At 41.3% G+C, this 21,387-nt stretch carries 25 protein-coding genes and 1 pseudogene; 18 read left to right on the forward strand and 8 right to left on the reverse strand.

What is annotated here, in order from left to right:
• Positions 1 to 4: 4 nt before the first annotated feature.
• The 4 genes from FD725_RS32395 to FD725_RS08355 all read left to right on the forward strand — a co-directional run bounded on the left by FD725_RS32395 (position 5) and on the right by FD725_RS08355 (position 1,726).
• On the forward strand, positions 5 to 181 hold the full coding sequence (locus FD725_RS32395; RefSeq protein ID WP_256871988.1) for a hypothetical protein: 177 nt from the start codon (positions 5 to 7) through the stop codon (positions 179 to 181).
• Between the two features lie 70 nt (positions 182 to 251).
• A complete protein-coding gene (locus FD725_RS08345; protein ID WP_179047690.1) occupies positions 252 to 506 on the forward strand; it encodes a hypothetical protein in 255 nt (84 codons plus the stop codon).
• Positions 503 to 922, forward strand: coding sequence for a type II toxin-antitoxin system VapC family toxin (locus FD725_RS08350; protein ID WP_179047691.1), 420 nt, complete (start codon positions 503 to 505; stop codon positions 920 to 922). Before FD725_RS08345 ends, FD725_RS08350 begins: the two co-directional genes overlap by 4 nt.
• A 102-nt stretch (positions 923 to 1,024) precedes the next feature.
• Positions 1,025 to 1,726 (forward strand): Uma2 family endonuclease, encoded by a 702-nt coding sequence (locus tag FD725_RS08355; RefSeq protein WP_179047692.1) that lies wholly within the window; start codon positions 1,025 to 1,027, stop codon positions 1,724 to 1,726.
• A 14-nt stretch (positions 1,727 to 1,740) separates the two neighbouring features.
• Here the strand turns inward: FD725_RS08355 and FD725_RS08360 are convergent, their stop codons facing one another.
• The 3 genes from FD725_RS08360 to FD725_RS08370 form a co-directional block, all read right to left on the reverse strand.
• The gene (locus FD725_RS08360) at positions 1,741 to 2,871 is read right to left on the reverse strand and encodes a CO2 hydration protein (RefSeq protein ID WP_179047693.1); all 1,131 of its coding nucleotides are present in this window, start codon (positions 2,869 to 2,871) and stop codon (positions 1,741 to 1,743) included.
• Between the two features lie 119 nt (positions 2,872 to 2,990).
• Positions 2,991 to 4,493 carry an NADH-quinone oxidoreductase subunit M gene (locus FD725_RS08365; RefSeq protein ID WP_179047694.1) on the reverse strand — a complete coding sequence of 501 codons (1,503 nt, stop codon included), beginning with the start codon at positions 4,491 to 4,493 and terminating at the stop codon, positions 2,991 to 2,993.
• 167 nt (positions 4,494 to 4,660) lie between these two features.
• Positions 4,661 to 6,517: an NAD(P)H-quinone oxidoreductase subunit F gene (locus tag FD725_RS08370; RefSeq protein WP_179047695.1), complete on the reverse strand. Its 1,857-nt coding sequence runs from the start codon at positions 6,515 to 6,517 to the stop codon at positions 4,661 to 4,663.
• Positions 6,518 to 7,172: 655 nt separating this feature from the next.
• On the opposite strand from FD725_RS08370, the gene FD725_RS08375 reads away from it, so the two are divergent.
• The 12 genes from FD725_RS08375 to FD725_RS08430 all read left to right on the forward strand — a co-directional run bounded on the left by FD725_RS08375 (position 7,173) and on the right by FD725_RS08430 (position 17,756).
• Positions 7,173 to 7,481: a carbon dioxide-concentrating mechanism protein CcmK gene (locus FD725_RS08375; protein ID WP_010995042.1), complete on the forward strand. Its 309-nt coding sequence runs from the start codon at positions 7,173 to 7,175 to the stop codon at positions 7,479 to 7,481.
• Between the two features lie 90 nt (positions 7,482 to 7,571).
• On the forward strand, positions 7,572 to 7,916 hold the full coding sequence (locus FD725_RS08380; protein ID WP_179047696.1) for a carbon dioxide-concentrating mechanism protein CcmK: 345 nt from the start codon (positions 7,572 to 7,574) through the stop codon (positions 7,914 to 7,916).
• A gap of 6 nt (positions 7,917 to 7,922) precedes the next feature.
• A complete protein-coding gene (locus FD725_RS08385; protein ID WP_179047697.1) occupies positions 7,923 to 8,225 on the forward strand; it encodes a EutN/CcmL family microcompartment protein in 303 nt (100 codons plus the stop codon).
• 97 nt (positions 8,226 to 8,322) lie between these two features.
• Complete coding sequence (locus FD725_RS08390) at positions 8,323 to 9,969, forward strand: ribulose bisphosphate carboxylase small subunit (protein ID WP_179047698.1); 1,647 nt, start codon at positions 8,323 to 8,325, stop codon at positions 9,967 to 9,969.
• A gap of 271 nt (positions 9,970 to 10,240) precedes the next feature.
• Positions 10,241 to 10,999: a transferase gene (locus FD725_RS08395; RefSeq protein WP_179047699.1), complete on the forward strand. Its 759-nt coding sequence runs from the start codon at positions 10,241 to 10,243 to the stop codon at positions 10,997 to 10,999.
• 46 nt (positions 11,000 to 11,045) lie between these two features.
• Entirely contained in the window at positions 11,046 to 11,834 is a 789-nt protein-coding gene (locus FD725_RS08400) for a carbon dioxide-concentrating mechanism protein CcmK (RefSeq protein ID WP_179047700.1), read from the forward strand.
• A gap of 292 nt (positions 11,835 to 12,126) precedes the next feature.
• Positions 12,127 to 13,077, forward strand: coding sequence for a LysR family transcriptional regulator (locus FD725_RS08405; RefSeq protein ID WP_179047701.1), 951 nt, complete (start codon positions 12,127 to 12,129; stop codon positions 13,075 to 13,077).
• A 279-nt stretch (positions 13,078 to 13,356) separates the two neighbouring features.
• Positions 13,357 to 15,006 (forward strand): mucoidy inhibitor MuiA family protein, encoded by a 1,650-nt coding sequence (locus FD725_RS08410; RefSeq protein WP_179047702.1) that lies wholly within the window; start codon positions 13,357 to 13,359, stop codon positions 15,004 to 15,006.
• Between the two features lie 336 nt (positions 15,007 to 15,342).
• Complete coding sequence (locus tag FD725_RS08415; protein ID WP_179047703.1) at positions 15,343 to 15,885, forward strand: hypothetical protein; 543 nt, start codon at positions 15,343 to 15,345, stop codon at positions 15,883 to 15,885.
• Between the two features lie 181 nt (positions 15,886 to 16,066).
• On the forward strand, positions 16,067 to 16,705 hold the full coding sequence (gene trmB / locus FD725_RS08420) for a tRNA (guanosine(46)-N7)-methyltransferase TrmB (protein ID WP_179047704.1): 639 nt from the start codon (positions 16,067 to 16,069) through the stop codon (positions 16,703 to 16,705).
• 69 nt (positions 16,706 to 16,774) lie between these two features.
• Entirely contained in the window at positions 16,775 to 17,329 is a 555-nt protein-coding gene (locus tag FD725_RS08425; protein WP_179047705.1) for a pyridoxamine 5'-phosphate oxidase family protein, read from the forward strand.
• 265 nt (positions 17,330 to 17,594) lie between these two features.
• Complete coding sequence (locus FD725_RS08430) at positions 17,595 to 17,756, forward strand: hypothetical protein (protein WP_179047706.1); 162 nt, start codon at positions 17,595 to 17,597, stop codon at positions 17,754 to 17,756.
• Between the two features lie 327 nt (positions 17,757 to 18,083).
• Here FD725_RS08430 and FD725_RS32400 read toward each other — a convergent pair whose 3' ends face one another.
• The 5 genes and pseudogenes from FD725_RS32400 to FD725_RS08450 form a co-directional block, all read right to left on the reverse strand.
• Positions 18,084 to 18,206: a hypothetical protein gene (locus FD725_RS32400; RefSeq protein WP_256871875.1), complete on the reverse strand. Its 123-nt coding sequence runs from the start codon at positions 18,204 to 18,206 to the stop codon at positions 18,084 to 18,086.
• A 108-nt stretch (positions 18,207 to 18,314) separates the two neighbouring features.
• On the reverse strand, positions 18,315 to 18,545 hold the full coding sequence (locus FD725_RS08435) for a DUF433 domain-containing protein (RefSeq protein ID WP_179047707.1): 231 nt from the start codon (positions 18,543 to 18,545) through the stop codon (positions 18,315 to 18,317).
• A 184-nt stretch (positions 18,546 to 18,729) separates the two neighbouring features.
• Positions 18,730 to 18,897 (reverse strand): annotated as a pseudogene (locus FD725_RS08440) (ISKra4 family transposase); the annotation flags it as partial.
• Positions 18,872 to 19,546, reverse strand: a complete 675-nt coding sequence (locus FD725_RS08445) for a glutathione S-transferase family protein (protein WP_179047708.1) — start codon at positions 19,544 to 19,546, stop codon at positions 18,872 to 18,874. The pseudogene FD725_RS08440 and the gene FD725_RS08445, both read right to left, overlap by 26 nt.
• Positions 19,547 to 19,550: 4 nt before the next feature.
• The gene (locus FD725_RS08450) at positions 19,551 to 19,826 is read right to left on the reverse strand and encodes a hypothetical protein (RefSeq protein WP_179047709.1); all 276 of its coding nucleotides are present in this window, start codon (positions 19,824 to 19,826) and stop codon (positions 19,551 to 19,553) included.
• A 139-nt stretch (positions 19,827 to 19,965) separates the two neighbouring features.
• On the opposite strand from FD725_RS08450, the gene FD725_RS08455 reads away from it, so the two are divergent.
• Both FD725_RS08455 and FD725_RS08460 read left to right on the forward strand, forming a co-directional pair.
• The gene (locus FD725_RS08455; protein ID WP_179047710.1) at positions 19,966 to 20,859 is read left to right on the forward strand and encodes a LysR family transcriptional regulator; all 894 of its coding nucleotides are present in this window, start codon (positions 19,966 to 19,968) and stop codon (positions 20,857 to 20,859) included.
• A gap of 90 nt (positions 20,860 to 20,949) precedes the next feature.
• The gene (locus FD725_RS08460; protein WP_179047711.1) at positions 20,950 to 21,360 is read left to right on the forward strand and encodes a GNAT family N-acetyltransferase; all 411 of its coding nucleotides are present in this window, start codon (positions 20,950 to 20,952) and stop codon (positions 21,358 to 21,360) included.
• Positions 21,361 to 21,387 lie beyond the last annotated feature (27 nt).

Below are 21,387 nucleotides of genomic sequence, written 5' to 3' on the forward strand. Positions count from 1 at the left end.
AAACATGGCGATCGCTCTTTTTCTCCCATTCATTGCTAAACTAAAAAACAACCCTTACTTCCTGCAAAGGCGTTTTATGACCTCTGCAACTAATCCAGCCACCGAACTCACCCCATTTCCCGACCATACGCAGCTACCAGAATCCGATGGTACTTTCGTGAAAATGAAGAGTCTAGTTTAGGCACAACTCGTTTTATCATTGCGCTCCAAGCTATAATCTCCACAAATGACTATCTCAATTGAAGTCAAAGATGGCTCAAATTTTAGTTGATAATTTAGATCCGGTTCTTCTAGAAAAGTTAGAAACTCTTGCCAAGCAACACGGTAGGTCTTTGCAAGAAGAATTGAAACATATCCTACAACAAGCAGCAGACATGGCGACACACTACCACACTGGTGGTAACATCGAACAGGTCAGAGATGCAGTGGCACGCGCGCAGGTAAGATATGCCGAAAAAACTTTTAGTGACAGTACTGAACTCATCCGCGAGGACAGAGAACGGTGAGTAGGTATGTTTTAGATGCCAGTATTGCTATAAAATGGTTCGTGCCTGAAATTTACTCTAATTTAGCTAGACATTTACTAGCAAGTAACCATACTTTTTTAGTTCCAGATTTCTTCTTTGGAGAAGTAGCTAATGTCTTTTGGAAACGAGTCCGTCGTGGCGAGGATACTGCTGAGAATGCAAAGCAAACTTTGGCAGATTTGAATGCTGTCCCTGTGGAAGTGTACTTATCTCAGGCATTGATATCGCTTGCTTTAGATATTGCTCTTCAGACAGGTTGTGCTGTCTATGACAGTCTTTACTTAGCTCTAGCTATTACACAACAATGCCAAATGATAACAGCAGACGAAAAGTTTTACAACGCACTAAAAAATACTACCTATATAAGCCATCTTCTGTGGGTTGAGAATCTTTAGAAAGTAATCGCTTGAGTTTTAGAGAAAGAAGGTGCGATCGCTCTTTTTCTCCCCTTCATTGCTAAACTAAACAATAACCCTTACATCCTGCAAAGGCGTTTTATGACCTCTGCAACCAATCCAGCCACCGAACTCACCCCATTTCCCGACCATACGCAGCTACCAGAGTCTGATGGTACTTTCGTGAAAAATTGGCAAGAACATCCCCAAAGCATCTTACTAACAGACTCAATTCAACCTATCCTCAAACAGTTGCATCCTGATGGTCAATATTGTATTGGTCAGGACTTAGGTATTTACTGGCGCTTGACTGACCCCCTAGAGAAAGGTGCAGTAGCACCGGATTGGTTCTATGTAGGAAATGTACCACCCTCGCTCGATGGACAAACACGCAGGTCTTATGTGTTGTGGCGAGAGTTTATTGCGCCGTCGATTGCTTTAGAATTTGTCTCTGGCGATGGTAGCGAGGAGCGAGACAAAACTCCTTGGAAAGGCAAATTTTGGATTTATGAGCAAGTAATTCATCCAGCCTTTTATGGCATCTATGAAGTAAATAAAGCCAGTGTGGAAGTTTATGAATTAATTGGTGGAAAATATCAGCTCTTACCAGCCAATGAGAGAGGGCATTATACCATAGATCCTTTAGGGGTTGAGTTGGGTATATGGCAGGGAGAATACCAAAATATGCAATTACCTTGGTTGCGTTGGTGGGATTTGCAAGGTAATTTATTACTTACTGGTGAGGAAAGAGCTGATCGCCTGACTGCCCAATTGCGATCGCTCGGCGTTGAACCAGAGGTATAATCATCAAAACAGCTTTAGCTGTTAACATCAACTAACCGTGAGGTTGTAAAGCGATCCATCCATTTTTCTAGATACACTTGGTTAGCTGCTTGTTCTGCTGGTTCTTGGGTATCCAAAGGATGAGGCATTAATCCCAAAATTGCGGCTGTTGTCACACAGAACATGGATTTTTGGAAAGTCATACAAATTTGCACGCGCAAGTCATCTTCACCTCTCAAGCTACGGCGATAGATTTCATGCAAATACTCTGGCAAGTAATGACGCATATCTTGCATGAGTAAAGTTGGTGGAATACCTGCACCACCAATCGGTAGAGGATCAGCATACAATGCACCGTACTGAAATCTAGCTTGATCTGCTGGCACTTGATAGGCTTGAGCATTATAGGAAACTGTGCCTAAAAAGGGAGTTCCTCTAAAAAATACTGCTTCTACATAAGGGATTGCTGTGTCTGCTAAGAATGTCAATCCTATATTTTTAGGAATGATATCATAGACTTTATTTTTGATTTTCACGCTGTAGGTAATGGGTTTTAAAGCATCTGCGACTAACCCAGCTTTAATATGATCTACGACTTGAGGAATTGTGGTGATTTTGCCTGCGTCATAAAGGTCTGATAAGCTGAGGAAAATATCAGCCATGACGCGCCAAAATTGACCCAATCCACTATAGTAAGCAGACACACGCAAGTGTTCAATTAAAAAGTCTGGGAACAGTTGGTGAAGTCCCATCACTAGTGGATTCTGAGCAAATTTTGCCTGAATAACGGCTTGCGCTTTTTCTTGAAATTCTTTGGTATCTAAATATGAGTCTAAACCTCCACCACCATGCCACATCATTGATTTCATGCAGTATTCGGCATACTCAAAATTGATTCTGTCATGCCACCAGTGACGCAGGAGTTTTGCCCAAGAAAATTCTCCATTAAAATATTTAAAAAATGGAAAAAATACTAAGAATTGATTCTCAGCTATGTAAATCAAATTGTTTGAGTAAGCATCTAAAACTACACCATAGCTTTTCAGAATTCCTACTACTTCTAAGACGTTTTCGGGATTGTCTATAAGTAGGGCTTGTCCATTTTGCAGGCGTTCTATGTACTCATTTAAGGGGTTATTCGTCGGTTTGTTTTTAATCGTTACCATGCTTAGTTCTCCTAATCAATAAAATTAACAATTAAGGAATGATATTAAAGTGATGATCGGAAATTGATAAAAGTTAAAAGCTGAATGACAACTTTTAACTTTTTAGTCTAAGATGATTGTCAAGTTTTACTTTTTGCTTTTTCCAAAGAGACTGTTGCTACTGGATTTTCTACACTCAGCATCGCCGTAATGGTGGGTTCAGTCCAACGAGATAACCAAGCAGGCTGGATACCAAAAACGACAATTAGTATGGCTAAGATAAAAGCAGGAATGCGATCGCTCCAGTAAACTCGTGGTAAATTGAGTACCTGTGTAGATAAGCGTCCGAAAAATGCCCGATTGACAAGAATCAAGAAATAAACTGCTGTTAAGCCTGTACCAATCATCGATAACAGTGTCTGCACAGGGAAAACTGCAAAACTCCCACGAAACACAATAAACTCGGAGATAAAGCCTACCATGCCAGGAGTACCCGCACTGGCCATGACTCCCAAAATCATTAAACTACCAATCAAAGGCATACCGCGTTCTGGGTTGAGTAATCCTTTGATTACATTTAAGTCACGGCTACCTGCTTTTTGATACACAACACCTACCAGCAAAAATAGCAGTGCCGAAATTAAACCGTGGCTAATCATTTGCATGACAGCGCCCAAGGTGCTTAAGGGTGTAGCCGCCGCCGCCGCTAAAAGTATGTAGCCCATATGACCTATAGAACTATAGGCTACCATTTTCTTCATATCACTTTGAGCGATCGCACAAGAAGAACCATACAACACACTCACTACTGCCCAAACTGCTAACCAAGGAGCTAAATAGTTCCAAGCATCTGGTAGCAAGTCCATGCCAAATCGCAATAAGCCGTATGTCCCCAATTTCAACAGCACTCCAGCCAACAATACAGAAATCGGTGTGGAGGCTTCAACGTGGGCATCTGGTAGCCAAGTATGAAAGGGAACAAGGGGCATCTTAATGCCAAAACCAATTAAAATCCCGGCTAAGAGTGGTAGTTGAGTTAATAATGGTAGAGACTGTGTATTTAATGTAGCTATAGCGAAACTACCAGACCCACTCAATAATACTAAACCGAGGAAACTTGCCAGAATTAAGATTCCCGAAACGGCTGTGTAAATCAGGAATTTTGTGGCTGCATAACCTCGTCTCGCACCACCCCAAATAGCAATTAAGAGATATAAAGGGATTAGCTCTAACTCGTAAAACAAGAAAAACAGCAATAAGTCCTGAGCAATAAAAGCTCCGTTCACTCCAGCACTTAACAACAGAATTAGGGAATAATAAAATTTGGGACGTTGTAGAGATTCATCGCTACTGTAAATGGCGATCGCAGTTAACAATCCATTCAGTACTAGCAACGGCAAAGATAAACCATCTACCCCCAAATTGTAGCTTAATCCCAAGGCATCTATCCAAGGGATAAACTCACTAAACTGTTGAGTAACTTCCCCTTGATTAAACTGGCTAGCTAGAACTATTGACCACAAAAAAGTCAAGCTAGCAAAAACTAACGCTACCCTCTGGGAGTTTTTCCCATTCACACCAGTCGGTAATAAACTAACTAAAATCGCACCTAACAACGGGGCAAAAATTAAAGCGCTCAACATAAGCAAACATCAGGATGGGGAATTGGGGATGAGGAATAGGGAACAGGGGATAGGGAGCAGAGGAGCAGAGGAGCAGAGGAGCAGAGGGGAATAATTAATGAATACTCATGACTCAGCACTCCCCCACTCCCTCACTCCCTTACTCCCTCACTCAGCACTCAGCACTCTCAAAAAGGCAACTTATCCAGTAGTCCTAACGACCAACTAATAAAAAAGCCTAGCGCGCTGACTACTGCCAGGATGGTTAACATATAGCCTTGGGATTGACCAGAAATGCTGTACTTCAAACTTTGCCCACCGAGAATTGCAGCAAAGCCGACTAGATTAACTAGACCATCAACTAAATAGCGATCGCTCCATGCAGAAATTTTCGATAATAGAGATACTGCACTCACTACTGTCAGTCGATAAATTCGGTCTATGTAAAAATCGTAACCCAATAAATCTTGGATAAATCTCCAAGCTAATACTCTTGACCTAGACCAAGCTTTATGCAAGTGAATAGTTGAGCCAATGACGACACCAGCAACCGTTGAGGAAACTAGAACTAAGACCACATACCAATCAATACTTTCCCAAGTGGGCAATAAGTACCATTGTTGGAGCATCAAGGGTAACAGTAAGGTCAAGATTGTCAATGACACCATGGGAAATGCCATTTGCCAACCAACTTCCGGGGCGCGGCGGGTCTTTTGTTGCGGTTCACCCCAAAATACTAATCTAAACACCCGCGTTAAGTTTAAGGCTGTCAAACCGTTGACTACAATGAGAACGCCGATTACCCAAGGGCTAACTTTTACCAAACCATCAGCCCAAGCTAGCATTGCCCAAAAGCTACCTAGTGGCAGTAAAGTCACCATCCCTGCTGCACCGACTACATAAGCGGTAGTAGTTGCTGGCATCCTTGACCACAAACCGCCCATTTCTGTTAAGTCTTGGCTATGGGTGGTAAATATGACTGAGCCAGAACTCATAAATAATAGAGCCTTAGCGATCGCATGGGTTAAGAGTAACATCAAAGCTACACCACCTTGCTCTAACCCCACCGCCAGAAACACTAATCCCATATATGCACTAGTCGAGTGAGATAATGCCCGCTTAATATCAGTCTGAGCAATGGAAACCAGTGTTGCACCAACTGCTGTTACCCCACCAATGACTATTAAGACATTCAACGCTATTGGTGATAGAGTCAAGACTGGTTGCAGTTTATACAACAGATAAGCACCACCAGCTACTACTAAAGAGTTTCGCATGACTGAGGCTGGATTCGGGCCTTCCATCGCCTCATCTAACCACATATGCAGGGGAAACTGAGCGCATTTACCTGCTGGGCCAGCAATTAACCCTAAGCATAGTAATGCTGCTGTCAGTTGATCTAAATTCGCAGTTTGCGCCCACTCATACAAATCAGAAAAGTTCAAACTCCCAGCTAAGGTGGAAAGGGTGACTACAGTCATTAACAGCAGTAAATCTCCTACTCGCTTCGTCCAAAAAGCATCTCTAGCTGCTGTAACTACCAACGGTTGAGCATACCAAAATCCCACAAGCAGGTAAGTCGAAAGCGTCAAGACTTCCAACAGTGCGTAACTCAGAAATAGGGAATCACTAATTGCCAACCCACTCAAAGCAGCTTCAAAAAAACCAATCAAAGCAAAAAAACGCGCTAATGACCAGTCTTTTTCCATGTAACCCAAGGCATAGATTTGCGCCAACAGACTCAGTATTGTAATTAATACTGTTGCGCCAATGCTGATTGATGAGAGTTCTAAGGCAAAGGATAAATTCAAATCCGCCGCTTGAAACCAAGTAATTACCAAATTTTCTGGCTCTCGGCTCCAAATATCCTTAAACACTAATGAGCTATGAGCAAAAGCCAAAAGGGTAGTCAACAAGTTGAGATAAGCCGCAGGTCTTGGCCCTGTACGTCGGACAATTCCGATTCCCCACGGCAAAGTCAAAATCGCTCCTATGAGGCTGTAAAAAGGTACGCACCAGCTTGTTGCAAATAGAAACTCACTCATTTAGATTTCCCTTGATGACTCAGCCTTAACTTTTTTTAAAACTCTTAAAACAATCATTTACCAAAAAAAATAAATTATCTAAAAAAATATGCTTTTTTTAACTTTCTTTTCACTAAACTTCAATAATTCTTTTCTCCTGGACTTCTCATACTAAGGTTTAATTAGAAATAATTTGCCTAGCTGAAAACAATGAGCTTTTAGTACATTTTATGTGTAATAAAATTTCTGTTTTTGCTTTGAGAAAATAACTTTATAGAAGACATTTAAAAAAGTTATGTGTTTTTTCAGCAATTTTGAACCGTACAATAAAACCGAGGAAAGATAGAGACAGTAATATATACAGCCTTTCACAATTCCCCCCAGACAAAAATTGTCTTGGTTATCAATATCTATTTATAAATGTCATAAAAAAATTATAAAGCATAAGTGGTTGCTCTAGGAATTAGTTAACTTTGATTGCACAAAACCCTGGTATAAACTTTTGTTAAGTTTTTTTAAACTTTTTTATTATAAACTATTATAGTAATTTATATTGCCAGAAACGCCAAGCTTTTCTATGCTTAGTTTGGAAGTGTTTTGATTGCTCAAGATGAGCCTCCCCGTTCAAATTTTCAAACCACAGTACTGATTGGATTAATTTTTTAGGAGTTCTGCGATGCCAATTGCAGTTGGAATGATTGAGACTAAGGGCTTTCCCGCAGTAGTAGAAGCTGCTGACGCAATGGTAAAAGCCGCGCGTGTGACATTGGTAGGATATGAAAAGATTGGTAGCGCCAGAGTTACCGTGATTGTGCGCGGAGATGTATCTGAAGTACAAGCCTCCGTAGCCGCAGGTATCGAAGCAGCCAGAAGAGTTAATGGTGGTGAAGTTGTATCTACACATATCATTGCTCGCCCCCACGAAAACCTAGAGTACGTCTTGCCGATTCGTTACACAGAAGCTGTGGAACAGTTCCGGACTTAGAAGCTGATGAATCAAAGTCATTAACGGGGCTGCCTTCTTGAGCATCAATTTAAGTCACAGGCGAGAAACTTTAATTTAGGAAGCAAACAAATGTCAATTGCAGTGGGAATGGTAGAAACGCTAGGCTTTCCAGCAGTGGTAGAAGCAGCCGATGCGATGGTAAAAGCAGCTCGCGTTACCTTGGTAGGTTACGAAAAAATTGGTAGCGGTCGAGTCACAGTCATTGTCAGAGGAGATGTTTCTGAGGTACAAGCTTCTGTAGCTGCTGGTGTAGAATCTGTCAAGCGTGTCAATGGTGGACAAGTTTTATCTACACACATTATTGCTCGTCCCCACGAAAACTTAGAATATGTCCTCCCAATTCGTTATACCGAAGACGTAGAACAATTCCGGGAAAATGTAAACGCAATTCCTCCTTTCGGTAGAAGACCGTAATTATTAATGCAAGTTGCTAAAGTTCGTGGCACGGTAGTTAGCACCCAAAAAGACCCTAGTTTAAGAGGTGTGAAACTACTTTTGTTGCAATTAGTGGATGAAGATGGAAAACTCCTGCCACAATACGAGGTAGCCGCAGATAGCGTTGGTGCAGGGGTTGATGAGTGGGTACTGATCAGTCGCGGCAGTGCTGCGCGTCAAGTACTTGGCAATGAACAGCGTCCTTTAGATGCTGCGGTGGTGGCGATAATTGATACTATTCATGTTGAGGATCGTCTCATTTACAGCAAGAAAGATCAGTATAGGTAGTCAAAAGTCAACAGTCAAAAGTCAACAGTCTAATTACTTATAGACTATGGACTATTGACTATGGACTAATGACATTTAATTCAGGAGGAATCTCGCAATGGCAGTCCGCAGCACGGCGGCACCCCCAACCCCGTGGTCAAAGAGTTTAACTGAAGCCACAATCCACGAAACCGCATTTGTACATTCGTTTTCCAACATTATTGGGGATGTTCGGATTGGTGCAAATGTGATCGTTGCTCCAGGGACTTCAATTAGAGCCGATGAAGGTACACCCTTTTATATTGGAGAGAATACCAATATTCAAGATGGTGTGGTAATTCACGGTTTGGAGCAAGGCCGAGTCATTGGTGATGACGATCAAGAATACTCGGTTTGGGTTGGCAAAAATGCTTCCCTGACTCATATGGCACTGATTCATGGGCCAGCTTATGTTGGGGAAGATTCGTTTATTGGATTTCGCTCGACGGTATTTAACGCTAAGGTAGGGGCAGGTTGCATCGTGATGATGCACGCTTTAATTAAGGATGTGGAAGTTCCCCCTGGTAAGTATGTACCTTCAGGAGCGATCATTACCAACCAAAAGCAAGCTGATCGCTTGCCAGACGTACAGGAGCAAGATCGGGACTTTGCCCATCATGTAATTGGCATTAATCAAGCATTACGGGCTGGATATCTTTGTGCTGCGGATAGCAAGTGTATTGCACCCATACGCGAGAAAGAAGTTAAATCTTATACAAGTAATAATGTTAGTGGGATAGAAAGGAGTACTGAAGTGGCAAGCAACAGCTTGGGTGCAGAAATCATAGAACAGGTACGTTATCTGTTAGAGCAAGGATATAAAATCGGTACGGAACACGTAGATCAAAGAAGATTCCGTACAGGTTCTTGGACTAGCTGCCAGCCGATTGAAGCCAGATCCATTGGTGAAGCATTATCCGCCTTGGAAACCTGTTTAGCTGATCATGATGGCGAGTACATCCGCCTATTTGGCATTGACCCCAAAGGTAAACGTCGAGTATTAGAAACTATTATCCATCGTCCTGATGGGACAGTGACAGGTTCCACCAGCTTTAAAGCCCCTACTCAGACCAAGAGTAGTTACAACGGTAGTAGCAATGGTTATAGTAATGGTGCGGCTAATAGTCATAAGCTCAGTGGTGAAACCGTAGAGCAAATTCGCCAGTTATTAGCAGGTGGTTACAAAATTGGCACAGAACACGTCGATGAACGTCGCTTCCGCACAGGTTCTTGGACTAGCTGTAAACCAATTGAAACAACTTCTGCTAGTGAAGTAGTCTCGGCATTAGAAGAATGTATTGATAACCATCAAGGCGAGTATGTCCGGCTAATTGGTATTGACCCGAAAGCTAAACGCCGTGTCCTCGAAAGTATTATCCAAAGACCCAATGGTCAAGTCGCTCCTTCTGGTAGCCAAAAATCGGCAGTGAGTACACCATCGGCAACAGCAACAGCGACAAATACTCGCCTGAGTGCGGAAATAGTCGCTCAATTACGGCAAGTTTTGGCTGGTGGGTATAAACTGAGTATTGAACACGTAGATCAAAGAAGATTCCGCACTGGTTCTTGGACTAGCACTGGGCAAATTCAAGCTAATTCGGAAAGAGAAGCGATCGCTGCCGTAGAAGCTAGTCTATCTGATTATGCCGGCGAATATGTCCGCCTAATTGGCATCGACCCCAAAGCCAAGCGGCGAGTGTTGGAAACAATTATTCAGCGTCCATAGTGAGTGCTGAGTGCTGAGTAATGAGTAATTAGCAATGAGTGCTGAGTAATGAGTAATGAGTAAAGAATAGTGAGTGCTGAGTGGCTTTTAAAGTTGAGAACAAGTGATACTCAAATGATTTAGCCTAAAATTATTCGATACAAGCTAAACATTTCACTATTAGAAACTTACAACTCCTAACTCAGCACGGGCTGCATCGCCCCGCTACCGCTAACACAACTCAGCACTCAGCACTCCTAACTGATATTCGGCTTCCGAGGTTAAAATTTCCATGTCTGTGCCGCCACTGCGCCTCTACAACAACTTTGATTCCTACATGAGTGGCGAGGTGACGATTCATCCCAGTGCAGTGATTGCACCAGGGGTGATACTCCAAGCGGCTACCAACAGCAAAATTATCATTGGGCCGGGGGTCTGTATTGGCATGGGGTCAATTCTCCAAGCTGAAGGGGGGACTATTGAAGTAGAAGCCAGTGCCAGCTTGGGGGCTGGGTTTTTGATGGTTGGTCAAGGTAAGATTGGGATAAATGCTTGCATTGGTGCAGCGACAACTGTGTTTAACTGTTCCGTTGCTGCTAGTTCAGTAGTACCGCCAGGTTCAATTTTGGGAGATGACAGTAGGCCAGTTGTGACAAACGCGCTGCCACCATCCTCAAACAATCATGCTGTTCCCACCTCTACCCAAAAACCCCAGCCAGGTGAGAGTAAGGTCATTACTTCCACTAGCCTCTCTGCCTCGGCCTTTGTGGAGTTTAAACAAGAGTCTATTTCTGTGACAGAATCAGCCGCAGCTGAGAGTGACTCTGCTACTGTAGGAGACAACACTGATCAGACTGACTCTAACTTGACACAACCCAATCCAGAAAATGCAGAATCTGGTCAACCTGCCACAGAATCATCTAATAGCTTCGGGACTCAAATTTATGGGCAAGGAAGCATTCAACGACTTTTAGTCACATTGTTTCCCCACAGACAAGCCCTAAATAACCCTGTCTCTGACGATGGCGTTCCGCCCAGCGAGCGTAGCTGATCGCTCTGAGTAAGTGTTAAGTTGTGAGTATCCTGGAGTAATTCACATGGAGACATATAATCAACGCTCTTTTAGCACCAGCCAGAGATCCAATCGTCGAGACGATTTCAGCGATACCGCCTTGGGGTTAGTATCTACCCTCAGCTTTCCGGCGATCGTTGGGACGGCTGATATGATGTTGAAATCGGCTGGTGTTCATCTAGTCGGCTACGAGAAAATTGGCAGTGGACACTGTACGGCGATCGTCCGGGGTGGAATTGCTGATGTCCGTTTAGCTGTAGAATCTGGTGTACAGACAGCTGAACAATTCGGACAGCTGGTTTCTAGTCTAGTAATTCCCAGACCTTTTCCCAATTTGGATGTCGTTCTACCCATCACCAATCGCCTCAGTCAAATTATGGCGGAGGGGCAACAAAGCCGCTTGAGTAACCAAGCCATTGGCTTAGTAGAAACACGAGGCTTTCCCGCAATGGTGGGTGCGTGTGATGCGATGCTCAAATCAGCTGATGTCCAGTTGGCATCCTATGAAAAAATCGGTGCGGGTTTGTGTACAGCCATTATTCGTGGTTCAGTTGCTAACGTTGCCGTAGCAGTGGAAGCAGGAATGTATGAAGCAGAACGGATTGGCGAATTGAACGCAGTTATGGTGATTCCTCGACCCTTAGATGAATTGGAACAAACTCTGCCAATAGCTAGTTGTTGGATTGAAGAACGTCAGCCATTAAAATTACCTGTAAACATTAGAGAGCAAGTTGCAGAAAGGGAAGTGTTGCAATTGCCAGATTTAGCCACTCTACCCGTCAAAGTTATTGAGGAAGTTTGGGATGATGAATGATGAATGATGAATTACTAACTCTAGAATGATGAATTAGGAAAAATCTTGATTCAACGATTCAGAATTAAGTATTCAACATTCATCTTGCAGATGGAAGGCATCTTACGCTTTGCTTGTTTTTTTGATAATAACTTCTTCAACCATAAATAGATTAATTTTCTTCTAATAGCGAGAATAGAGTTTTATCTATAATAGACGCATGATTTTCGTATGAGTGAAGCTATTTCATTTGTAAGTATTCAGTGATACTAGTTTTATATCTGAAAGAAATCGCTATTAGAGGAGAATCACCTTGAACCAAGCAACGTTACACCAGTTGAAGGTGTTCGAGGCGGCGGCACGGCACGGTAGTTTTACTCGTGCTGCTGAGGAATTATTTCTCACCCAACCCACCGTCTCTATGCAAATTAAGCAACTGACGAAATCAGTAGGTTTACCGTTATTTGAGCAGGTAGGCAAACGCTTATATTTAACGGAAGCAGGACGAGAATTATTTGCTACGTGTCGGCAAATATTTGAGACAATAGCCCAATTTGAAATGAAAGTAGCAGATTTAAAGGGGCTAAAACAAGGACAATTGCGTTTGTCAGTTATTACAACAGCAAAATATTTTATACCACGTTTGTTGGGGCCTTTTTGCGAACTTTATCCAGGAATTGATATTTCCCTGCAAGTGACAAACCACGAAGGGATATTAGAACGCATGACCAGCAACATGGATGACTTGTATATTATGAGTCAAGTGCCTGAGCATTTAGATGTGAATTGCCAAGCATTTTTAGACAACCCCTTAGTAGTATTTGCTCCGGCAAATCACCCGTTGGCAAAAGAAAAAAATATCCCCATTCAACGTTTGGCTAATGAACCTTTTATCATGCGGGAACCAGGTTCAGGAACTCGCCGGGCAGTGCAACAACTCCTAGAAGAACAAGGTATTTCTGTGAAAGTCAAGCTAGAATTAGGTTCTAATGAAGCAATTAAACAAGCGATCGCAGGTGGTTTAGGTATTTCTGTATTATCTCGCCATACCCTATTAACCGATACCGCAGAATTCAGCATTTTAGACGTAGAACACTTTCCCATTCAACGGTCTTGGTATATGGTTCATCCATCTGGCAAACAACTATCTATAGTGGCACGTACTTACTACGAATATCTCCTAGATGCAGCCAAGAAATTTGTTGAGCAAACAGAGCTTTTAAGTAGTTCTTTACCTGTGCCTGAGTACAGTAGAGTGGAGTAGGAAGGGGATAGGTGACAGGGGACAGGTGACAAGAGAATGTAAAATAATACTCTTTACTCAGCACGCGGCTCATCGCCCCACTACCGCTAACACCACTCACTACTTGTACCAATTTAAAAAAACAATGCTATAGATCCAAACTTAGAAACCCTGGTAATATCTGGCTTTCTTAATTTTGAATTTTGAATTTTGAATTTTGAATTGGTATTACTTGACGGACTGACCTTGAACAATTGAAAATTAACCAGCAGAGTCATTTACGATAGGGGAGAACTGGCAGTGGTTAACCCAGAAGCACCTTCTTGGCAAAAAACAGTACAAAGTCAGATTGTGGCTGTGACGGTGTACAGTGACAAAGCTTTGGTTACACGCAAAGGAAAGGTTGCGTTAATTGGTACAGAAAAGTCACTAGTAATTACTTCACTGCCGGTAACTCTAGAAACAGATTCTGTCAGAGTTAGTGGTACAGGTACAGTAGGGGTGCGCTTATTGGGGGTAAATTGCGATCGCATTTACACCACCGAACCTGTAGGAGAAAGAGTTGCCCACTTAAATAGGCAAATTCAGCAATTAGAAGCAGAAAAACGCCATCTACAAGCCCAAATTGATGCTCTAGGCTTACAATCTAAGTTTATCGAAGGCTTAAGAGAAAAGACAGAAGAACCATTTGCTCAAAGCCTATCGCGGAAAAATCTTAGTCCTAGTGAAACTCTGGATTTTCTCAACTTTTTAGGTAGTCAGTATAGCGAATATGCGATCGCTTCTGGTGAATGTAAAAGCCAGCAAAAAGAATTAGATCAACAAATTCAAGCACTCCGCAATTCATTACAAATTATTCAGTCACCCCACCCCCACGCCAGTGTTAGCTTGATTGTGCCAATTGAGGTGACTGATGCAGGTGAATTTGAGCTAGAAGCATCCTATGTAGTCAATCAAGCAAGTTGGACTCCCTTATATGATTTGCGCTTAGATAGCACGCACAAAAGTTTAAATTTAAGTTATCTAGCTGAAGTGACTCAAAGTACTGGTGAAGATTGGTTGGGTGTAGCGCTTACCCTATCGACAGCTAAACCAGGGTTGGGAACACTGCCACCAAAATTAAACCCCTGGTATATTGATACACTAACACCGCCAAATCAATCAAATCAATTATTGCGATCGCGCCAAAAGCTAGCCCCTAGTCCATCCCTACCCAGCATAACAGCTATGCCTGCTCCCGCTTCTGGAGAAATGGCACTAGCAGCACAAGCAGAAATAACCACAGATGATTTGATAGTTGCGGAAAATACAGTAGCTGAAGTTGCCAAAACTGGCAGTATTATTACTTTTAAACTACATGGAGACGGTAATATTCCCAGTGATGGCACACCCCATAAAATCACTATTTTTCATGACGATTATCCATGCAATTTTAATTATGTAGCCATACCACGTTTAGTCAGTTTTGCCTATTTAGAAGCCAATGTCAAAAACAGTGCTGATGGCGCAACTTTATTACCCGGCAACGCTAATATTTTCCGTGATGATATGTTTGTTGGCACAACTCAACTAGAAAATATTGCCCCAGGACAAGAATTTAAACTAAATTTAGGTATTGATGAAGGTTTAAAAATTGAGCGTGATTTAGTTGAGCGTCAAGTCGATAAAAAACTGATTGGAAATCAACGCCGAACGACTTATACTTATCGCTTAGTAATTACAAACTTACTCAATCAAGCAACCCATTTACAATTAACTGAACAATTACCAGTCAGCCGCAACGAACAAATTAAAGTGCGGCTCAACCGCAGTAACCCGCAAATTCAATTAGGAGAAATGGGCATCTTAGAATGGAATTTGAATATTCTTCCCCAAGAAAAACAGGAATTATTTTATCAATTCACTATTGAACATCCACCTGAACTAACCATTATAGGATTAAATATTTAAGTTTCATCTACATTTGTAAAGGCTTGTGCTGTAAGCCACTACAACAGATAAAATCTGTATCATGATTTTTGTGAACTGGTATAAGTTCTAAAATTAAGCCATTTTTTGTTAACTCATATTTTGCACTAGGCGACTGGAAGTCGCGGCTACACAGGCAAAACCCGCCTACGCGGGTTAAAACTTTGGTTTAACGTTAGTCCGCGTAGGCGGACTTTGTTTGTATAGCCGCGATTTCTAATCGCTAGGGCTAGGTGCAAGATGTGAGTTAACAAAATGTCCGAAACTTATAGTTTGAGAGATGTATCTAACCAATCTATCGATCTTATCTTGTAAACAATGAATAGCAAAGCTAAATTAGGAACTTTTGCAACAGTCACCCTTAGTTTGTGTTCCCTAACTATCGGTGCGGTTCTAGCGTATCCACCCCTCACTAATCAGTCCAAACTAGTGATTAATGGACTAGGATCTGTGAGAGTTGGTATGACAGTTTCCCAGGCTGCAAAAGCATCTGGTAGAAGACTAATTGGTGATCCACCAAATAACAATTGCTACTACGTCAGACCCCAGGGAGAAAAAGATTTTGGATTTATGGTAACAGGAGGACGTATTGCGAGGGTTGATGTTTGGAGAAATACAAGAATTACCACCCTCAGAGGTGCAAAAATTGGCGACACGGAAGCGCGGATTAAATCACTTTATCCAGGACAAATTCAAGTCACACCCCATCAATATGTCCAAGGAGGTCATTATCTCATCTTTGTACCCAGCGATCGCACTGACAAGAACTATCGAGTAGTATTCGAGACTGATGGTAAGCGTGTGACTCGCTTTCGTGCCGGTAAATTACCAGAAGTAGAATTTGTCGAAGGATGTTCTTGAGTGAGTGAGTACTGAGTGCTGAGTGAGTGAGAGAGTGAGGGAGTGAGGGAGTGAGTGCTGAGTGAAAGTCGGAAGTCAGAAGTCGGAGAGTACTGACTAATGACTAATGACTAATGACTATTGACTATTGACTATTGACTCATAAGCTATATTTATAATTGTGATTTAAGGAGGCTCAACATTGGCTGCTGTCCGCGTTCGTCAACACGTCAACCCGTTAGCTCAAAAATACTCCACGCCAGCGAACCCATTGGCATGGGAAAAAATTTATGCTTGTTCACATCAACCACTACATTTAGATATTGGTTGTGCTAAGGGAAGATTTGTGTTGCAGATGGCACAGGTAGAACCAAATTGGAATTTTCTGGGTTTAGAAATTCGAGAACCTTTGGTAGTAGAGGCTAATCAATTGCGTTGTGAGTTGGGATTGACTAATCTCCATTATTTATATTGCAATGCTAATAACTCTTTGCAGCCGCTATTATCATCTTTGCCTATAGGAATTTTGCAGCGTGTGACGATTCAATTTCCTGATCCTTGGTTTAAAACTCGTCATGCCAAACGTCGTGTAGTGCAACCAGAATTAGTGGCAGATTTAGCTAATTATTTAGCAGTTGGGGGAGTTGTATTACTACAATCAGATATGGAATTTGTAGCGATAGAAATGCGCGATCGCTTTGCGGCAAATCCTGCTTTTCAAAAAGTAGGTACAGAAGAATGGTTAGCAGAAAATCCTCTTCCAGTACCTACAGAAAGGGAAGTGTATACGCAAAATAAGGGTGAACCTGTTTATCGGGTGTTATTTGAAAAACGTGAGTAATAGGTAATTAATTTTTTGTGCTTTAACTCTAAATGTTTTCCTGTAATATTCTTCTGCTGATAAAATTTTATGGCTAAAGTTTTTGACTGTATCACCAAAGAATTGCAAGAATTTATTGCAGCCCAACACTTGTTTTTTGTGGCTTCTGCACCCCTAAGCCCTGATGGTCACGTGAATATGTCGCCTAAAGGATTAGACTGTTTTCGGATTATCTCACCTCATCAAGTAGCTTATTTAGACTTGACAGGTAGTGGTAATGAAACCTCAGCCCATCTGCAAGAAAATGGGCGGATCACTTTAATGTTTTGTGCTTTTGCAGAACCACCATCTATTTTGCGTCTCTACGGCAAAGGAAAAACAATTTTACCCAATTCTTCAGAATGGGATTCTTTATACTGCGTATTTCCTCAAATTCCTGGAACTCGACAAATAATTGTTGCTGATATTGAGCGAGTACAAACATCCTGTGGTTTTGCTGTACCACTTTATGAATATCGAGGTCAAAGACAGATTTTAGTTGATTGGGCAGAGAAAAAAGGTGAACAGGGAATCAGAGAATATCAAAAGCAAAAAAATGTTGTCAGTATTGATGGTTTAGCTACTCCATTGAGTAAATTACCTTAAGCAGAATTGTGAGCAAAAAGGGCGTATGAATTACGTAATTCGTCCACTAATACATGAAGATGAACCTTTTCTCTAGCAAAGTTTTTGATGACATTTTTACCTCATGATAGAACATTCACACTTACTTGTTGACCTAAATACTTTCTAATTTCAGTATATCGCGCATTGATAGACAACTATACGCTTGTAGCAAAAGCTGTTGCAGATTTGCTGTAATTATCTGAGGCTAATAGATACTGGTTTGGGAAAATAGCCGGTTATTTTGATGGCAGAACTACCATATTTTCAACTTAAGTGTTTTAGAAACAAATCAGAGCGATCAGCTACGCTGGGTGGTTACGCCATCGTCTCATCACTCCATCACCATAAGAGCGATCGCAAAATCTTGCTCAAAATGCCTAATTACTTTCTCATTTTAGTAAATTGAGTAAGCAAACCGCAGTTTGTTAACTCATTTAGCCAAAATGTTTTCTCATTTTAGTGAATTGAGTAAGCAAACCGCAGTTTGTTAACTCATTTAGCCAAAATGTTTTCTCATTTTGGTGTTTTCCCCAAGCAAACCGCAGTTTGTTAACTCATTTAGTCAAAATGCTTTCTCATTTCAGTAATTCACGTATTTATAACAACTATTGCTTGGAGCAAAAGTCGTTGCAGATTTGCCAAAATTCTCTCAAGCTGATCGATACGGATATTTTCTGGCGGTCAGCTACGCTGGGCGGTTACGCCATTTGACGTTAATCATGATACACATAAATTATGTAGAGACGTTGCATTGCAACGTCTCTACTGTTTCACATTTAAAGGAAATTGGTATTACGCCATTGCCCACATCAATCTCATCACCAGAAGTGCGTAGGTGGAGCATCGTCGTAGACATTGCTTATGAGACATACTTGATAAAAGAGCGATCGCCTACTACCCTCTGTGTTTTTTATTACATTACAGCATCTGCTGGGAAATTTTCATTGGCTAGAAAGCGCATAATCTACCCAGGAAAAGCGTAAACTTTTTCAGCTTTAAGACTGGCACTAGCATAGCCTAAACAAGCTTGAATATCTTCAAGGGTAATACCAGGGTAGTTGCGGAGAATTTCTTCATTTGTCCAGCCTTGAGCAAGAAGGTCAATAATAAACTCAACAGCAAGACGAGTGCCTTTAATAATTGGTTTGCCGACAAGGACGTTAGGATCTATAGTAATTCGGGATTGCAAATCCATAAAATTAAGTTAAGTGTGTTGTCTTTATTTTATTGCATTCGCTTCCAGACACCTCCATCATCAGAAATGCGTAGGCGAGCTTTTCGTAGACATCGCCTACATCAACCCCATCATCAAAAGTGCGTCACCGAACAGCTCGTCGTAGACATCAGGAATTGTTATAGTAAATTGATTTAAAAAACAGATGTACCAGTCTTTGCTGTACACTTTTTGACACTTCTACACCAGTTAAATATTCAATATCTTCTGCTGCACGTTGATACAACACAGACGCGCTAACTTGCAGACAACAAGCTTCTAAATATGGACTCAATTGATTATGAGGTCTAAGTTCCAACTTTTTTGCTTGACTTTTCATACTGCGGGATAACTTCTGTCTCTTGTTTTGCTGCTTCTATCCATTCTTGCAAAGCTGGTAGCGCTAAAATTGTTTGGGCGTAATCTTGAGAAATATGATCGAGTTGCACATCATAGGTAATAAAGCGCAAAACAACAGGGGCAAAAAACGCATCAGCAATGGTGAATTGACCAAATAAAAAATTATCTCCAACTCCAAAATTTTGGCGTGCATCTTGCCAAATTTTTGTGATGCGGTCAATATCTTTTTGTACTTCTGGTGTTAAACCTTGACCAGGATATTTAGCACGGCAATTCATGCTCATATTTTGCCGCAGGTGTTGAAAGCCTGAGTGCATTTCGCAACTAACAGCACGAGCAGTTGCTCTAGCAGATTTATCCTCTGGCCACCAGTGGAGTGTTGGGAAAGTTTCGGCTAAGTATTCACAAATTGCCAGGGAATCCCAAATTGTTTGCTGATCATGCAACAGTATAGGTACTTTGCCGGCTGGAGAGTATTGGCTAATTTTCGCTGGAGCGTCGGGAGTGTAAAGAGGTATGCAAATCTCTTGAAATTCTACACCCAATTGTTTCATCGCTAGCCAAGGACGCAGTGACCAGGATGAATAATTTTTATTGCCAATTATTAAAGTCAGTTCAGACATGATTTTAGTACCTATAAGTTTGTTCTATCCACATCGATACATCTGCTTCTGAACCAGAAGCAAAAGACCTACCTGTAACAGGATCATACACAAACCAGTATTGATTACCGTGGCGATCAACCTTTTGCCGGACTTGGATTTCCTGCGTGTCCACTAGTATGATTTTTACGAATTTTTGCCAGATATTCTGTAAAAATCCCCAAGAGAAATTTTGTCTGAATAGTATGCTGGCTGGTGTTTTTATGCCTTTAGATTCTAGACATCTGATATCATCTTGCATAAAATTACTCACAAGATTTGCTGGATAAATAAAACTTTAACAACGTCTCAATTAAGAATCAAATTATGGCTTGCATAGTTTCTATAAATCATATTTATATAAAGTTTAAAATCTTTAGTGTTTAACTGTGAAATTGCCCATGAAAATTTCCCAACTTCGCGCCGTAGTTGCAGTAGCAGAGCGTGGTAATTTTAGTGAAGCAGCTTTAGATTTGCAGCTTACTCAACCAGCAGTGAGTCATGCGATCGCTACTCTAGAAGAAGAATTGGGTGTACCTTTATTCGCTAGAGGTCGTCATGGCGCTATTTTGACACCGGCCGGGGAACGCATCCTGCATCATGTGCGCCAAGCCATGCAACATCTGGAAATGATGCAGTTAGAAGCAAACCTACATAAAGGTTTACACGGTGGTCATGTGCGGGTAGCGGCTTTTCGCAGTGTGGCGACTCACTTATTACCAAAAGCGATCGCTCAATTTCATGAACAATTTCCGGAAGTTGGTGTCACAATTATTGAGTGTCTTTCTTATCTGGAAGCTGAACAATGTTTGCGAGAAGGAAGGGCAGATATTGGCATTACTTATTTACCAACTAGCAACGACTTTACAGCTTGGGAAATTCTCAGAGATGAATATGTAGCTTTGCTACCACCAAAAGCTAAAGTGAATAGTAAGCAAATTACTTGGGAAGATATAGCTACACATTCACCTGTGATACTTTCTTGTTTACCTTGTGGAAAACCTCTCCATCATCATCTTAAGCAGTTAGTGCCGACGATGAATACTATTAGTAATATTCAGGAAGACTCCACTATTGTCAGCATGGTTAATCAAGGATTGAGCGCAGCCATTTTACCCCGGTTAGCAGCTGTACCCATTCCTTCAGCAGTGCAAGTTTATCGTTTACCAAAACCGTTAGAAAGAGTTATGGGTGTGGCTATTCGCTCTCAATCTCTCCACATTCCCTCTGTGTTTAAATTTCTGGAAATGCTGAAAGATTTTGATTTTTATAGTTTAGCTAAATCCACATATTAACGCATAATTTAACGATTTAGATACCCAATTTCTCGAAGAAGTCAGGTATCTGAGTTTATATTGAGAATGGATGATTTGATAACACTGACTATGCAATACCAAGTTGTTAACCAATTGACCGACAATCAAATAGTAGAATTAGTAGACTTATACCAAAATGAATTTTGGAGTAAAAATAGACAATATCAAGATGTTGTCAAAATGTTGACCACGTCTGATGTTATTATTGGTTTGATTGATCAGCGCGAACAATTAATTGGTTTTACTCGTGTCTTAACTGACTTTGTTTACAGAGCAACTATTTATGATGTCATTATTAAACCTAGCCACAGAAACAAAGGACTTGGTGCTAAATTAATTGATGCAATTATCAATCATCCGCAATTGATTACAGTTGAACATTTAACTCTTTATTGTTTACCAGAAATGATCCCGTTTTATCAACGCTATGGTTTTACAGCTACTACAGGTAAATTTGAATTCATGTACAGAAAAAACTGAATTTTGAGAAAAATTGGGAATAATTAC

Source organism: Nostoc sp. TCL26-01 (assembly GCF_013393945.1).
Lineage (GTDB): Bacteria > Cyanobacteriota > Cyanobacteriia > Cyanobacteriales > Nostocaceae > Trichormus.